The 14,943-nt window shown below is 38.9% G+C and carries 13 protein-coding genes; 8 read left to right on the forward strand and 5 right to left on the reverse strand.

The window, feature by feature from the left end; translation table 11 throughout:
* Positions 1 to 161: 161 nt before the first annotated feature.
* A complete protein-coding gene (locus NEOC84_RS03185; protein WP_166155231.1) occupies positions 162 to 983 on the reverse strand; it encodes a hypothetical protein in 822 nt (273 codons plus the stop codon).
* 196 nt (positions 984 to 1,179) lie between these two features.
* On the opposite strand from NEOC84_RS03185, the gene NEOC84_RS03190 reads away from it, so the two are divergent.
* The 7 genes from NEOC84_RS03190 to NEOC84_RS03220 all read left to right on the forward strand — a co-directional run bounded on the left by NEOC84_RS03190 (position 1,180) and on the right by NEOC84_RS03220 (position 8,907).
* Positions 1,180 to 1,806 (forward strand): V-type ATP synthase subunit E, encoded by a 627-nt coding sequence (locus NEOC84_RS03190; protein ID WP_166155233.1) that lies wholly within the window; start codon positions 1,180 to 1,182, stop codon positions 1,804 to 1,806.
* A gap of 5 nt (positions 1,807 to 1,811) precedes the next feature.
* On the forward strand, positions 1,812 to 2,597 hold the full coding sequence (locus tag NEOC84_RS03195) for a DUF2764 family protein (protein ID WP_166155235.1): 786 nt from the start codon (positions 1,812 to 1,814) through the stop codon (positions 2,595 to 2,597).
* Positions 2,594 to 4,378 carry a V-type ATP synthase subunit A gene (locus NEOC84_RS03200; protein WP_166155237.1) on the forward strand — a complete coding sequence of 595 codons (1,785 nt, stop codon included), beginning with the start codon at positions 2,594 to 2,596 and terminating at the stop codon, positions 4,376 to 4,378. Before NEOC84_RS03195 ends, NEOC84_RS03200 begins: the two co-directional genes overlap by 4 nt.
* Positions 4,379 to 4,391: 13 nt before the next feature.
* Positions 4,392 to 5,711: a V-type ATP synthase subunit B gene (locus NEOC84_RS03205; protein WP_166155239.1), complete on the forward strand. Its 1,320-nt coding sequence runs from the start codon at positions 4,392 to 4,394 to the stop codon at positions 5,709 to 5,711.
* Between the two features lie 173 nt (positions 5,712 to 5,884).
* The gene (locus NEOC84_RS03210) at positions 5,885 to 6,532 is read left to right on the forward strand and encodes a V-type ATP synthase subunit D (protein WP_166155241.1); all 648 of its coding nucleotides are present in this window, start codon (positions 5,885 to 5,887) and stop codon (positions 6,530 to 6,532) included.
* Entirely contained in the window at positions 6,529 to 8,454 is a 1,926-nt protein-coding gene (locus NEOC84_RS03215; protein ID WP_166155243.1) for a V-type ATPase 116kDa subunit family protein, read from the forward strand. The genes NEOC84_RS03210 and NEOC84_RS03215 overlap by 4 nt, the downstream gene beginning before the upstream one ends.
* Positions 8,455 to 8,481: 27 nt before the next feature.
* A complete protein-coding gene (locus tag NEOC84_RS03220) occupies positions 8,482 to 8,907 on the forward strand; it encodes an ATP synthase subunit C (RefSeq protein WP_347566633.1) in 426 nt (141 codons plus the stop codon).
* A 499-nt stretch (positions 8,908 to 9,406) separates the two neighbouring features.
* Here the strand turns inward: NEOC84_RS03220 and NEOC84_RS03225 are convergent, their stop codons facing one another.
* A complete protein-coding gene (locus NEOC84_RS03225) occupies positions 9,407 to 9,571 on the reverse strand; it encodes a hypothetical protein (protein ID WP_166155247.1) in 165 nt (54 codons plus the stop codon).
* Positions 9,572 to 9,850: 279 nt separating this feature from the next.
* On the opposite strand from NEOC84_RS03225, the gene NEOC84_RS03230 reads away from it, so the two are divergent.
* Positions 9,851 to 10,138 carry a hypothetical protein gene (locus NEOC84_RS03230; protein WP_166155249.1) on the forward strand — a complete coding sequence of 96 codons (288 nt, stop codon included), beginning with the start codon at positions 9,851 to 9,853 and terminating at the stop codon, positions 10,136 to 10,138.
* A gap of 338 nt (positions 10,139 to 10,476) precedes the next feature.
* Here the strand turns inward: NEOC84_RS03230 and NEOC84_RS03235 are convergent.
* The 3 genes from NEOC84_RS03235 to NEOC84_RS03245 all read right to left on the reverse strand — a co-directional run bounded on the left by NEOC84_RS03235 (position 10,477) and on the right by NEOC84_RS03245 (position 14,431).
* A protein-coding gene (locus NEOC84_RS03235; protein ID WP_242678176.1) for an IS5 family transposase occupies positions 10,477 to 11,303 on the reverse strand; the annotation gives its coding sequence in 2 pieces (ribosomal slippage) (positions 10,477 to 10,916 and positions 10,916 to 11,303; 828 coding nt in all).
* A 1,231-nt stretch (positions 11,304 to 12,534) separates the two neighbouring features.
* Positions 12,535 to 12,663, reverse strand: coding sequence for a hypothetical protein (locus NEOC84_RS10050; protein WP_278248297.1), 129 nt, complete (start codon positions 12,661 to 12,663; stop codon positions 12,535 to 12,537).
* 223 nt (positions 12,664 to 12,886) lie between these two features.
* Complete coding sequence (locus tag NEOC84_RS03245) at positions 12,887 to 14,431, reverse strand: leucine-rich repeat domain-containing protein (protein WP_166155253.1); 1,545 nt, start codon at positions 14,429 to 14,431, stop codon at positions 12,887 to 12,889.
* Between the last annotated feature and the right edge of the window lie 512 nt (positions 14,432 to 14,943).

The following is a 14,943-nucleotide window of genomic DNA, read 5'->3' on the forward strand; positions in this document are numbered from 1 at the left end:
AAATTATAAATATATGCATCAATGCTGTTATGGCATATAAAATCATTTTCTGCAATTTTTTTTCTTTTCTTTTATATTAGCTATTGAGAAAAAAATTTTTTCTCCTTGTGTATTAAAGAGATATAAGATGAAAAATCTTCTTTCCTTTTGTTGTGTTCCTTCTAATTCAGTAACTTAGTGTAGTAGTTTGCAATTAAAGCGTTTTGTTCTTCAGGGCTTAGCTCATTATAATCGCGTTTTAGCATGGCTTTAAAAGGGCTCCAATGATGACTCTGAAAATCAGGATGGTAAAAGATTTGTTCTTTCCAGTTAGCTTGAGAGAGAGAAGAGGGGGTAGCCTGCCCCTTAGCTAAAGCTGCATCGAAAGCCTGTTGAATTTTTGCAAAAGCATTTTCAAGATGAGTTTTTTTCACAGGATCTTTTATTACATCTAAAATGTTATCATAGATCTGTAAGGAGCGTAATGCTTGGTAAAACTCCTGATAAAACCTGGCGAATTCCTGTTTAGCTGCAGTCGCAGTCAGCACATAAGCATACTTGTTTCTGACAATAATAGCATGCATAAGTTTTTCTCCGCCCCATTTCGAGCGCATGTCGACTTGCGATAAACTAGCCTCGCCTGCTTTTGTTTTTAATATTCCTAGATCTTTCCAACTATCTCCATGGGCCTCATTAATTTTCTTTATGCTTTTCAAGTAATCCTTAAGTGTGCCATCATAAGGCTCAATCAATAGATTCATAGTGGGAGGCATTTCATTTTGTACTTTAGGCCCAACTACCATATATTTGATATGCGCAGATAAAGCCTCTTGGTCCGCTGTCAGCCATCCCTTAGGCGGAATAAAAATAGCTACACTAGGAGAGTTAGAACTGTGGTCTATTCTTGGAGAGGCCAATTCTTCAACGGCCTCTAATCGGCTAAGTAAAATTAGACTCAATCCTATTAAAGAAATAGAGCGTAAAAATTTATATAATTTTTTCATAGGTCCTTAAGTAGGAAAAACTAGATAATTTATTACCATGGGAGATATATTTTTAGCGAGCAAAATGTCTTGAAAAAATCTAAGCAAGCTAAATAACATTCTGAATAACAATGGCTCTTTTCCCCTTTGGCACCTTTATTTTTTAAAGCTGTCAGATTTTTATAATGAGAGATAACACCGCTAGAGGATGAGTACAATGAAGACATTAGAGAAAGGTCAAGATAAAATAAAAAAAATTTCCGAGCAATTGAGAAGCGAGATTTTAGAACCTGCAAAAGAAGAAGCTAAAAAAATCATCCAAGAGGCTGAGCAAAAAGCTGATCGTATCATTGAAGAAGCCGAAAAGCATGTGGAAACTTTAATTCAGGCGGGACGTAAAACTCTTGAACAAGAACGCCATGTATTCCATTCATCTCTACAACAAGCCTCTAAGCAATCTGTAGAAGCTCTAAAGCAAACAATTGAGCATAATCTTTTTAATGATCAACTCAATACGCTACTTAATCAGTCAACGATTAACCCTAAAGTGATCGCTGATCTAATTGCCGCCTTGATAAAAGCCATCGAGAAGGAAGGCCTGGCCGGAGATTTGTCGGCCGTTGTACCGCATACTGTCTCTACTAAAGAAGTCAATGATTTGCTAGCTGATGGCATCCTTAAGCGCTTGAAAGATCAAAGCGTGGTGGTAGGAGATTTTAAAGGCGGAGTAAAGATAAAATTTATTGACAAATGCTTGACGATCGATATGAGTGATGAAACTTTAAAAGATTTAATTTCACGTTATGTACGTAAAGACTTTCGCAAATTCTTTTTTGGTAGTTAAGCACTATGAACCGTCAATATTATTTTGTGGGAACTTCATTACCTCCTCTCCATTTAGGTGAAAAGCCTGACATTAGTTGGAGAGATTTGCAAAGATTGCTAGCGGACAATCTTGCAGAAGCTGACTATGTCCAAACCCAAGTTTTAAGGCGTTACCATGATCTCCTTAATATTCGTTCTTATCTAAAAAAAGAACCTATCGATAAATATGGTAACCTAGACTTGAACGAACTAGAAGAAACCATTGTAGATGAGGCGGCTTTGCTGCCTTCTTATATGATGGAATATTTAGAGCGCTATGAAAGTAAAGAAGCTCGTATTGATCATTTTCCGCAGCTTATGGCAGCTTTTTTTAGAGAAGAGGTGGTAAGCACCCAAGGTTTCTTAAAAAGTTACCTTAGTTTTGAGAAAAACTTACGACTCATCCTAACCGCCTATAGAGCAAAAAAATTAGAGCGCGATATGGCTAAAGAGCTTCAATTTGAAAATTTTGATGAAGATATAGTGGTGCAATTAATTTCTCAAAAAGATTCCAAAACATTTGAGCCTCCAGCAGGTTTTGAAGAATTAAAAAACATTCTAGATGAGAAACATACTACTCCTTTAGTTTTACAAAAAGCATTAAATGAATATCGTTTAAAAACCCTTGAAAAGGTAAGAGATTTAAATGTCTTTTCCTTTGATAGCATATTAGCTTATCTAGCTAGCTTTATTCTCGTGGAGAAGTGGAGCGCTTTAGACAAAGAACAGGGATTACAAATTGTAGATACTATCATTAAAGGAAAACTATGAGCGCTGATACAACAGTAGAACAAGAAAAAATAAGCTTGAGTAAAGGAAAAGTTGTGAAAGCTTTTGGCAACTTGCTGCAGGTGGAATTTGAAGGTCATATTCGTCAGGGCGAAATAGCTATGGTTGATGTGCAAGGCGTTGATCTTAAGGCAGAGGTAATTGAAATTATAGGGAACGAAGCTAAAGTTCAAGTGTATGAAGATACGACGGGGATTGAATATGGCACCTCGGTCAGATTCATGGGAGATCTTCTGGAAGCTGAATTGGGCCCTGGCCTGTTAACCTCTATTTTAGATGGTCTTCAAAATCCTTTGGAAAATGTGGCAGATGTAGCAGGCTTCTTTTTATCCAGAGGCGTCTATATTCCTGCCTTGGATAGGCAACGCCATTGGGAATACCTACCTGTAGCTAAGATAGGCGATGTTCTAACAAGGGGGGATACTTTAGGCACCACTATTGAAGAGCGTTTCAAGCATCATATCATGTTACCTTTTTCCCATTTTGGAAAATATAAAATCACTTGGGTTATTAAGCCAGGGACTTACAGTATTGATACCGTAGTAGCTAAAGCAATGGATGAAAATGGCTATGAGCATCAGTTTACGATGGTGCAAAAATGGCCTATTAAAACCTCACTGTTTGAAGGTGAGAAGATTAAGCCCTCTAAAATGATGGACACAGGCTTAAGGATTATTGATACGCAATTTCCTTTAATGAAAGGCGGCACTTTTTGCAGCCCAGGGCCTTTTGGAGCAGGTAAGACAGTCCTTCAACATCACCTTTCAAAATTTTCCTCCGTAGACATCGTTGTTCTCGTAGCTTGCGGGGAACGTGCAGGCGAAGTTGTAGAAATTCTGCGAGAGTTTCCTCATTTAATTGATCCCCATACTGATCAGACTTTAATGACTCGTACAGTAATTATATGTAATACTTCTTCCATGCCGGTAGCGGCACGCGAATCATCGATCTATATGGGTATTACCATTGCTGAATATTATCGCCAAATGGGCTTAGATATTCTTCTGTTAGCTGATTCTACTTCTCGCTGGGCGCAAGCTCTAAGAGAGATGTCTGGACGTCTTGAAGAGATTCCTGGCGAAGAGGCCTTCCCTGCCTATCTAGCCTCTCGTATTGCTGATTTTTATGAGCGCTCAGGAGCGATTTCTTTAAAAAATGGAAAGCAAGGTTCGGTCACTATTGGAGGCGCTGTATCACCGGCAGGAGGTAACTTTGAAGAACCTGTAACTCAAGCAACTTTAGCGGTTGTAGGAGCGTTTCTAGGTCTGTCGAGGGAACGTTCTGATTCTCGCAGATATCCAGCGATTGATCCTTTGATCTCTTGGTCTAAATATATCGATCAAGTAAGCCAGGAACTTGACGAGGAGTGTGAAGGGTGGGGAGAGATGGTTCAGACAGCGGAAACAATCTTACGCAAAGGTTATGAAATTGGTAAGCGTATGGAAGTAGTCGGCGAGGAGGGCACCGCGATTGAAGACATGGTAATCTTTCTTAAAGCTGAGCTTTACGATTTTGCCTATTTACAACAAAATGCTTTTGATAAAGAAGATGCATATTCTCCTCTCAAAAGGCAGATCATTACTTTTAAGTTAATCAATAAAGTTTTTGGCAAGCCCTTTAGATTTACGACTCATTATGAGGCACGTCAATATTTTAACAGCCTTCAAAACCAGATAAAAAATATGAACTTTATGTCGACAACTTCAAGCCACTATCGTGAAACATTTGCTCGTATTGAGCAGCTTATTGAAAAAGCAAACTAAAAGGTCAGCTGAGATGAAAAAAGTCTATGAAAGAATTAATGACATGCGGGGAAATCTGATTACTCTTATGGCGACGGACGTTAGCCTAGGAGAGTTAGCCCGAATTGACTTGCAAGATGGCCGTAGCGTCTATGCTTCCGTTTTACGAATTGAAGGAGAACGGGTAACCTTACAAGTCTTTCAAAATACACGCGGTATTTCTACTCAGGATAAAGTGATTTTTTTAAAACGTCAAATGCAAGCAGCTTTTGGTGATGCCCTTTTGGGACGCCGATTAAGTGGATCTGGCCTTCCCATTGATGGAGGTCCTGAAATTTTTGGCGAAAGTATCAACATTGGTACTCCTTCATTTAATCCTGTCAAGAGAATCGTTCCTCGTCAAATGGTACGTACTAATATCCCCATGATCGATGTCTTTAACTGCTTAGTTAAATCTCAAAAAATACCCATTTTTTCAGTGGCAGGCGAACCTTACAATCCTCTTTTAATGCGGATTGCTAATCAAACCGATGCAGACGTAGTGATTTTAGGGGGTATGGGGCTTACCTTTAAAGATTATCAAGCTTTTATTGATAATGCTGAGGCTTCAGGTTCTTTAAATAAAACGGTTATGTTTATCCATCGTGCTACAGATCCGGCTGTAGAGTGTTTGCTGGTGCCCGATATGGCGCTAGCTTGCGCTGAAAGATTTGCTATTGAGGGCAAACATGTCCTAGTTTTGCTAACAGATATGACTGCTTTTGCAGATTCGATTAAAGAAATAGCCATCACTATGGACCAAGTTCCTTCAAATAGGGGCTACCCAGGCTCCTTGTATTCTGATTTAGCTTCTCGATATGAGAAAGCTGTCTTAATTGAAGGGAGTGGGTCCATCACTATTGTAGGGGTTACTACGATGCCTGGAGATGATGTGACTCATCCAGTACCTGACAATACGGGTTATATTACTGAAGGCCAGTTTTATCTTCATAACCGTCAAATTGATCCTTTTGGCTCACTCTCTCGCTTAAAACAGCTAGTGATTGGCCATGTGACTCGCGAAGATCATGGGGATCTAGCCAACGGCATGATTCGGCTCTATGCAGAATCTAAGAAAGCTAAAGAGCGCCAAGGCATGGGTTTTAAGCTCTCTCACTGGGATGAGCAGCTGATTCATTACGCGCAGCTATTTGAAGAGCGTATGATGAAATTAGAGGTAAATCTTACTATCGAAGAGGCTTTAGACCTAGGATGGCGTATTTTAGCTGAATGTTTTAAATCCGATGAAATCGGCATTAAGCAAGCTTTAGTGGCCAAATATTGGCCTTCTAGTGTAGCGACAGAGGCAAGATAAGGGCAGAGAAGAAGAAAGCAAAATTAAGCTGGTAAAATTACTTATAACGATACACCTTAAATGTTTAAAATGTTGTTGCCTCCTTCTTTTTTGCTTGTTTATTTTTTAATGTGTTTAGATTGTGGGCTATTGAATCAGCTGGAATAGATGCTTAAATAATGTAGGAGTGAAAGTTGGCCGAATTTAAGTTAACGAAAAACGAACTTAGAATGCAGCAAAATAAGCTAGCGCAGTTACAAAAATACTTGCCTACGCTCCAACTTAAGAAAGCCATGCTACAAGTTGAAGTCAATGAAGCGCGTTCTGAAATTTTGAAATTAGAACATCACTATCATGCATTGCGCGGTGAGGTTAAAAGCTATGCAGAGCTCTTGTCTGATAAGTCAGAGATTGACCCCATGGGTGCTGCAAATATATTGTCCGTCCATAAACATTATGAAAATATCGCTGGCGTGGAAGTTCCTTACTTTGAGGGGGTCGATTTTGCAGATTTCCATTACTCTTTATTTGACACTCCACCTTGGCTGGATGGAGTCGTGCTCGGTGTGCGCGGCTTAGCAGAGGCTCAGGTGAAAATTGATATTGCTCAGGAAAAGAAAGCAGCTTTAGAAAATGAATTACGTGAAGTCGCTATTCGCGTAAACCTTTTTGAAAAAATCCTTATCCCACGAGCTCTTGGTAATATCAAAAAAATCAAAGTGTTTTTAGGGGATCAACAGCTTGCTGCTGTATCGCGTGCTAAAGTAGCTAAATCTAAAATCGAGGGCCGTAAAAAGCATTTATTAGAACAAAGAGCTCTTCAAGCAGGAGAACAGCTATGAGAGTTGACCTAGAAAAATTTCTTATCGTCGGCTCAGAAGAGCAGCGGGCTTATTTCTTTGAGGAAGCTCAAAAAGCTGGGCTTATTCATTTTATTAATCTTAATTCTTCAGGCACCCCGGAGCTGCCCTCTTCTATTCAAGATACTCTAGCTGCTATAAAGGTTTTACGTAGCTTGCCTTTAATGGAGCAAGAGGAAGTAGAAGAATATGAGCTTGCTGATCATCTGGCTAATGAGATTCTTCAGCTAAATCAGGAATTAATTAAGCTTACTGAAGATGAAAGGTTGACCCATCTTGAAATTATACGTGTTGAAGCATTTGGGGATTTTTCTCATGAGGATATAGCTTTTATTGAAAAAGAAGGAAAACGAACTATACAATTCTTTGCTGCTAAAACTGGAAGCGCAGAACGCGAGGATCTCCCCACAGAGCTGATAGTCGTGAATAGCAATCATCACGGCCTAGATTACTTTATCTCTATCAGCAAAGAACCGATTCAGTATGATGGTTTGAGTGAGATGCAGGTTCCTCGCACGGCGAGTCAATTAAAAAAGCATTTAGCTTCCCTTAAAAAAGAGATCCGCACCGTTGAACATCGCCTCAAGGATTATGCTAAATATAACAGTTTTTTACATCGCGCCCTACTATTTAAATTTAATAGCTATCATCTTCAGGCGGCGTCAAGCTATTCCTCGGAGTCTTTGGAAGGCTTTTTATTTGCCGTTACAGGATGGATCCCTGTGGATAAAAAAGCTGATTTAAGGCTATTGGCCGAAAAGACAGATGTGCATATCGAGCAAGTCGCTATAGAGCCAGGCGAAATTGTTCCTACCTACCTTGAGAATACAGGTTATGAAAAGATTGGAGAAGATCTAGTTGATATTTATGACACACCTTCCTCGACTGATAAAGATCCCTCCTGGTGGGTTTTAACATCCTTTACCGCCTTTTTTGCTATGATTGTGGGCGATGCTGGATATGGCTTGATCTTTTTACTGATGGCCCTATTCATCCGTTATAAATATGCCAATTTGAAAGGCTTAGGGCATCGCGTATGGAAGCTTGCTCTTATCCTGAGTATAGCATGTATGGTTTGGGGTGCCTTGACGGCTTCATATTTTGGCATTCATTTGGATATTCATAGTCCTATTAGAAAGATATCTTTAATCCATCGGCTGGTAGAGAAAAAAGGGGAGTATCATTTTTATCATAAAGATGATGTGTATGAAGAATTTGTCCAAGAGATTCCTCAATTAAAAGAATCTAAAACACCGACAGAATTTTTTGATAATGCCACAGTAATCAAGAAAGGAAAAGTTGAGCACCCGATGTATTTTAGATTCTACGATAACATCCTTTTCGAAATAGCATTAATGGTTGGAGTTGTCCATATCATTCTTTCCCTCCTTAGATATCTAGATCGTAATTGGAGTGCTATAGGATGGGTAATATTTATGCTTGGAGCTTATCTGTATATTCCTTATTACCTGAATGCTACCTCAATTATTCACTTTGCATTTGGTGTGCCCAAATCAATGGGAGAAGGAGGAGTCTATCTTGTCGGCGGAGGAATATTGATAGCCTTTATTTTAGGCCTATGCCAACATCGTTGGAAAGGTTTTCTTGAGCCTATGACCATTATTCAAATTTTTGCCGATGCGATGTCTTATTTACGTATTTACGCTCTTGGCTTAGCAGGAGCAATGGTTAGCTCTACCATCAATGAATTTGCCAGTGCCACTTTCTTTGCTATAGGTGCAGTCCTCTTTATACTCGGACATGCGACTAATATTGTTTTAAGCATTATGGGAGGTGTCATTCATGGCTTACGCCTTAATTTTCTTGAGTGGTATCACTATTCATTCGAGGGTGGCGGTAAAAAATTCAATCCTTTACGCCTTTTAAGCAAAGATAAAGATTAACATTTTCAATCATCAATTAGGAGAATTATCATGGATTTTAGCATGGCAGGACCTGCAATAGCTCTCGGGCTTAGTTTGATTGGCAGTTGTATTGGCTGTTATATTGCAGGCGCTGCTTCTCATGCGGCGATGAGCCGAACAGAAGAAGGACACGGCAAGTTTATTGGTATGTCTGCTGCTCCTTCCTCTCAATGTATCTACGGTTTTTTGGAGATGCTGCTAATGAGCAGAGCTATTCAAGAAGGGACACTTTCTCCCTTATCAGCGGTATTTATTGGACTAAGTGCTGGCGGTGCCATCATGCTTTCCTCTATTTATCAAGGTAAAGTTTGCGCGACAGGCATTCAAGCTACTTTAAAAGAACCTTCCTTATTTGGTAAATGCTTTGCTGCTATCGGTATTATCGAATCGGTTTCTCTTTTCGCTTTTGTCTTTTCCTTATTAATCATGTAAAATTCAAATTCAGACCGTGAACAAACTAGGCGCCGGAACTTTTTAAGCACCGTGCGCCTCTTTTTCAAAGGTTCTGCTTATTTAAAAAGTCTTTTATACTAAGAGAGTGATCACAATGACAATTATCCTTAGCTTTAAAGGGAATACTTTATTAGGTGGCGCTTGGAAATTATTTTTAATAGAAAATGATGCCTTCCTTATAGGAAAGATTTAAAATTATATTAAGTTAAGCCTCTTATTGTTAACTTCTTTTGTTAAGCGTTCGTTTAGATTCATCTACTTAAAAATCAGTAAAGGCCTTTTTATTCTTAGCTCGGCCTTGTTGCGTAAGTAATCTAATAGCTCGTCCCTTTAAGACGCAGCCTTGTATTAACGCGAGTTATCGGGTAAGAAAACACTCTAAGATACCTTCAAACCATATCCTAAGCTGTAAGTCAACTCATTACTTTTGTTTTTCCATGCAAGTCAATTGAATGCAGAGCTTACAGAGGCCGTAAGCCTAAGCTACTATTCCGCCGATTAGATTGATAAAAAAATTCCAAGGGCTACGCTGGCAATGATGTTCGATAAACCCTAAAGTTAGGCTTCCTCTTTGCACTAAAGCTTCGTTGTAATCAAACCCCTTAGAGGTAGGACGTATAGAGTAAGTGAACTTCTTTTCCATAGCTTGCCTATATTTTTGCTTTTGCAAGCTAAATTTTATAGCTCTTTAAGCGTTAATGAGCAATTTTATTGCACCCACTTCTTATCATTTACGCAACATCGCTAGAATGAAGTTGATTTTTTTGTTAGAAAAACTTAGGGTTAAATTAAGCAAAAAGTTTAAACACTTAGGCTCTTTAATTCCTTAAGCTAAAAAGATAGATCTTTCTTCTGGATAAAAGACAGCCAAATATGGGATTAACAATTTATATTAAACACATGTTTTCTAAGGAGAAAATGTATGACTAGCTTAACAGCGCCTGTATGTCGTAGTACTGCTATAGCATCTCGAGGGGCTGCCTCTCATGTTGTAGGGCAGTATGCATCTTTAGCTGTTACTAATCGTAAAGTTAACTTGCAAGCATTAAAGCTTGCCCTTCAAGAAAGTGCTTCTCAGACTACTCGTAAGCTTACGCAAAATTATAGCAAATACGTGGCTGATGTAAATTATGATGAATTTCCCACGGATGTAGATTATTTAAATCCATCTGTTGAAGAAGCCAATAAGGAGATGAAGACTTCCAAGTAAGCTAGCCTATCGAGAAATAATTTAGCTAAGCTCCTTTGCCAGCCAACAATAGGAAGTAATTTAACTTAGCGCGAGTTATCGGATAAAAAAATAGCTGAAAAAAGACCTTCACATGTTTTAAAAGCATTTTGCACTAAAAAAACTTAAAGCTTGAAGGTCGAAATGATTGAAAAAGATATCCACTTGTTAATCTCCGTTTTTTAAGAGAAGATGATTTTTGTAAGCAATCGGGGGTGAATGGCACAAAATTTTGGTTGAAAGCCACTTAAAAAACCACTCAATGGAAAAGCAATAAAAGAAGTAGAGGATCAAAATTATCATTAGACCTCTTTCGAAATTCACGTATTTAATTTCCAATTATAGATTGCTACAATTAAGTTGAAGCGAAGTGCAAATCTTTTACGTCTATTTCTGTAGCGATCTGCTATAATTTTAAATCGCTTAAGGAGGCCAATGACGTTTTCATTGGCAACTCTTTCTCTGGATAAACTTTGATTTGTTCTTTTATCCTCTTGAGTCAAAGGATTCTTCTTACTTTTTTTCTTAGGCATTTGAGTTTGGGTATGCAGCTTTCTTAATCCTTGATACCCTGAATCGGTTAACACTCTTATTTGTGGATTGATTTTAACTTGGGATTCTTTGAACAGCCTAAAATCATGCTTTTTGCCATTACTATATGAGGTACAAATTACTTTTTTACTTTTCTTATCGACTACAACTTGGGTCTTTAGGGTATGTTTTTTCTTTTTCCCTGAATAATAGCGCTTTTGTTTTTTTTAGGGCGCTCAATAGGCGTTTCTGTAGCATCAACCAAAATAACCTCATATTCCGTATCGCTTTTCAAAAGCTCTTTACGCCCCGGTAAAGCAAAATCTGGATGCTTGATTAACGTATCTTCAATCCATTTCACCGCTTTATAAGCTGAGCTTTCACTAATTCCATAGCTTTGGCTAATATGGAAATAGGTCCTATATTCGCGCATATATTCCAAGGCCATTAACAGCATATCTTCTAAACGTAGTTTATATTTACGCCCGCCTTTAATCTTCTTGGCTGTATCGGCTTCATGTAAAATTTGCACCATCTTATCAAAAGTACTACGCTTTACCCCTGTCAATCTGCGAAACCGTTCATTATCTAATTTCTCTATCTTATCAAATTTCATGGTTCCTCCTTTAAATGTTGAGTCACCATTTTACTAAAATTTACATTTTATTCCAGTTTCGAAAGAGGTCTAATATTTTCCTCATGTTCTTTCCTATTATAAGTTCATCACTTTAATGAAAACATGCTTATTTCCACTTTTTGTTTATTCACAAGCTTGCTTAAAGAGAGTGGACAGGCATTTAGCTTATCACTCTTACTCTATTGATAGTGTGCCATACTCGTCGCATCCAACTTCCTTCCAAGTTTTAAAAAAGATAGCAAAAAGAGGAAAAACTTCTACAGGGTACTTTTATGGATTCAAATTACACTTAGCTATTAATGATAAAGGGGAAATGCTTGCTTATATGTTAGCACCAGGAAATGGGGAGACTCCAGTCCCTGTCTCTGACCTGCCTAAAAACATTTTTGGCAAAATGTTTACCGACAAGAGATAGGTATCCTACCAAATGTTTATCAAGCTTTACAAAAAGAGGTTAGGAATTATTACTAGGCCTAGAAAGAATATGAAAAGCAAGCTAATGTCACACAGGTAGATAAGATTTTAATAAGGAAACGGGGCATCATTGAAAGACTTAAAATTAAATTGAAAAAAACTCTTGTCAAATCGAACAACATTGCCAGCGTAATCCTTGACATTTTTTTGTCAATCTAATCAGCGGAGCAGGGACCTATGCTTACGAGCCCTGTAAGCCCTGCATTCAATTGACTTGCAGGGAAAAACAAACGTTAATGAGTTGGCTTACAGTTTAGATATAATTTAAAACTGCCTTTAGAGTGTTTTCTTATCCGATAACTTACGTTAATCTATATTCTTAAAAGCCTTGGAGGATGCCCATTGCCCTTTTAATATTATAGGTTGTGAAGACATCTACCTTTTCAGCTATAGCTTGGAAAACTGTTTTACTTTCGCTGGAATGTTTTCTAGTAGATTCCCCTTTAGCTTAAAATTTAATAGTTTAAGTAGCTGCTCTATCTCTGCCGGAAAGGCTGTAAGTTGGTTGCCGCTTAAGTAGAGCGTTTGCAGCTGAAGGCAGCTGCCCTATGCTTGCGGGAAGAGAGTAGTTAGCTGGTTATTGCATAGCCAAAGGTATTGCAGCTAAGATAATTACCTTATCTCTCTTAGAATGGAGGTAAGCTGGCTATTGCTTAAGCACAGGTCGCGTAACCGAGAAAGTTGACTTATCTGTGCAGGAAGCAAGGCTAGTTGGCTGTATCATAAAGAAAGTCTATTAAGCTGAAAAAGTTGCCCTACTTCCCGGAGGAATATTAGTAAGATGTTTATTATCTGAGTTAAAGCATTGCAGCTTCGATAGCTGCCCAATCTCTGTAGGAAGGGAGGTAAGCTGATTATTCTGCAAGAAGAGCAGTTGCAGTTGCGATAGCTAGCTTATCTCTGTAGGAAAAATGGTAAGCAGGTTGCCACTTAAGTGGAGTTTGCAGCTTGGATAGCTGCCCGATCTCTGCTGCCAGACTGGTGGCTGGTTTTGATTTAAATGCGGATACTTGTTTAAAGATAAGATGGCTAAAAGTTTTTTACTTCATTTTAGCTCACCCCCCATTTAAAAAGTACTTATGGCCATTCTACAATTGAAAACGCTGCCTTATTTCTTCTGCAATATCTTTCAAAGGATTTGCCGTTAATTCAAGCTTGGCAAGCTGAGACAATTGCCCGATTTCTGCAGGTAGGCTGGTAAGTTGGTTTTGATTTAAGATAAGCTCTTGCAGCTGAGACAATTGCCCGATTTCTACAGGCAGACTGGTGAGTTGGTTTTGATTTAAGTAAAGCCATTGTAGCTGAGACAATTGCCCGATTTCTACAGGCAGACTGGTGAGTTGGTTTTGATTTAAGTAAAGCCATTGTAGCTGAGACAATTGCCCGATTTCTGCAGGAAGGCTGGTGAGCTGGTTTTGATTTAATTCAAGCCTTTGCAGTTGAGACAATTGCCTGATTTCTGCAGGAAGGCTGGTGAGCTGGTTTTGGCTTAAGTAAAGCGCTCGCAGCTGGGACATCTGTCCGATTTCTATAGGCAGGCTGGAGAGCTGGTTTTGATTTAAGATAAGCGCACGCTGAGGCAGCTGTCCGATTTCTGCAGGAAGGCTGGTGAGCTGGTTTTGGCTTAAATTAAGCCCTTGCAGCTGAGGCAGCTGTCCGATTTCTGCAGGAAGGCTGGTGAGCTGGTTTTGGCTTAACTCAAGCACTAGCAGCTGAGGCAGCTGTCCGATTTCTGCAGGAAGGCTGGTGAGCTGGTTTTGGCTTAACTCAAGCACTAGCAGCTGAGACAGCTGTCCGATTTCTGCAGGAAGGCTGGTGAGCTGGTTTTGGCTTAAATCAAGCACTAGCAGCTGAGACAGCTGCCCGATTTCTGCAGGCAGGCTAGAGAACTGGTTTTGATTTAAGTAAAGCCATTGTAGCTGAAACAGTTGTCCGATTTCTGCAGGAAGGCTAGAGAGCTGGTTGTGATTTAAGTCAAGCCCTTGCAGCTGAGATAGCTGCCCAATTCCTACAGGCAGGCTGGAGAGCTGGTTCTGATTTAAGTAAAGCCCTTGCAGCTTAGATAGCTGGCATATTTCGGGGGGTAAATAAGTCAAGCCTACTCCAGATAAATCTAAAATCGTGATGTTTTTACAATTTTCTTCAATCCAATTTCTAAGAAGCTTCCCTTTTTTCTCTAGAGGCAAGTGCTTAATTCCTTCTCGGCTCAAATATTCTTCCCCACCAGGAAGTTTTTTCCAAAGTAAAAGGCGATTAATATTCAAGAGATAAGAAGCGTAATTAGCCAGAGTTAAGCCTCTTTTTTCTTCTGTTTTCTCTTTAAATTCTAGAGGAGAAAGAGAACTAGCTAAAGTAAAGATTTGCCTGAAAATTGCATTTACCTTAGCTGTTTCAGAAAGTCTACTTTCTAGCTTATAAATCCTATCTAAGATAAAAGCCTGCTTGTTAATATCTCTTTGGGAAACATGTACTTTACCTATTTGTTTATAAAGAGAAGGCATCACTTCAGAAGCCAGCAGATGATGCCATCTTTTACAGACGCTAAATAAGGAAGGAACTGCGCAAGCCTCTAAGATAGGGAGCAGCAATTCATTGGGCAAGCTTTCAATAGAGGCCGAAGAGATAGGATGCATTTTATCTCCTTGAGTAGTAATGACCTTTTATCATTTTTATTTCTTTAAGACAGAATAAAAAAAATTAAAAAAGCAAGTCAAACGAATTCGTATAGATCCAGCGAAAGGGTGGAGACCTTCCAAAGTATCCAGGACACCACAAGTTTTGGCGATTAAGTGACGCGGCAATTTGGATTTGGTTAAAAGAATAGGATTGATTCTTTGCCTTATTTGGGAAAAACGGCTTTTTTTGTCGCAATGTTTTAATTCTTCTAGCGAATAATTGAATACAATATGCCTAGCCTCTTCCTGTCAAGAAAGGTTGTTTTGCCAGCCTAGCAATCTGCAGAAAAAGAGAGAAGCTTCTTGTCATTATAAATGTGTAGGCTAGCCCAAGCTTACTTAGTTGCTGGAAGGAAAGCGGATGACTTGTTTAAAGATAAGATGGCTAAAAGCTTTTTATTTCATTTTAGCTCACCCCAATTTAAAAATACTTACGGCTATTCTACATTTGAAAACGCTGAATAGCTTGC

This window comes from Neochlamydia sp. AcF84, assembly GCF_011087585.1.
Classification (GTDB): Bacteria; Chlamydiota; Chlamydiia; order Chlamydiales; family Parachlamydiaceae; genus Neochlamydia.

Excerpts from the sequence above, each read along its gene's own strand:
- NEOC84_RS03205 (WP_166155239.1), top strand. The coding sequence starts at position 4,392 with ATGAAAAAAGTCTATGAAAGAATTAATGACATGCGGGGAAATCTGATT.
- NEOC84_RS03215 (WP_166155243.1), top strand. The coding sequence starts at position 6,529 with ATGAGAGTTGACCTAGAAAAATTTCTTATCGTCGGCTCAGAAGAGCAG.
- NEOC84_RS03225 (WP_166155247.1), bottom strand. The coding sequence starts at position 9,571 with ATGGAAAAGAAGTTCACTTACTCTATACGTCCTACCTCTAAGGGGTTT.
- NEOC84_RS03195 (WP_166155235.1), top strand. The coding sequence starts at position 1,812 with ATGAACCGTCAATATTATTTTGTGGGAACTTCATTACCTCCTCTCCAT.
- NEOC84_RS03200 (WP_166155237.1), top strand. The coding sequence starts at position 2,594 with ATGAGCGCTGATACAACAGTAGAACAAGAAAAAATAAGCTTGAGTAAA.
- NEOC84_RS03245 (WP_166155253.1), bottom strand. The coding sequence starts at position 14,431 with ATGCATCCTATCTCTTCGGCCTCTATTGAAAGCTTGCCCAATGAATTG.
- NEOC84_RS03185 (WP_166155231.1), bottom strand. The coding sequence starts at position 983 with ATGAAAAAATTATATAAATTTTTACGCTCTATTTCTTTAATAGGATTG.
- NEOC84_RS03190 (WP_166155233.1), top strand. The coding sequence starts at position 1,180 with ATGAAGACATTAGAGAAAGGTCAAGATAAAATAAAAAAAATTTCCGAG.
- NEOC84_RS03230 (WP_166155249.1), top strand. The coding sequence starts at position 9,851 with ATGACTAGCTTAACAGCGCCTGTATGTCGTAGTACTGCTATAGCATCT.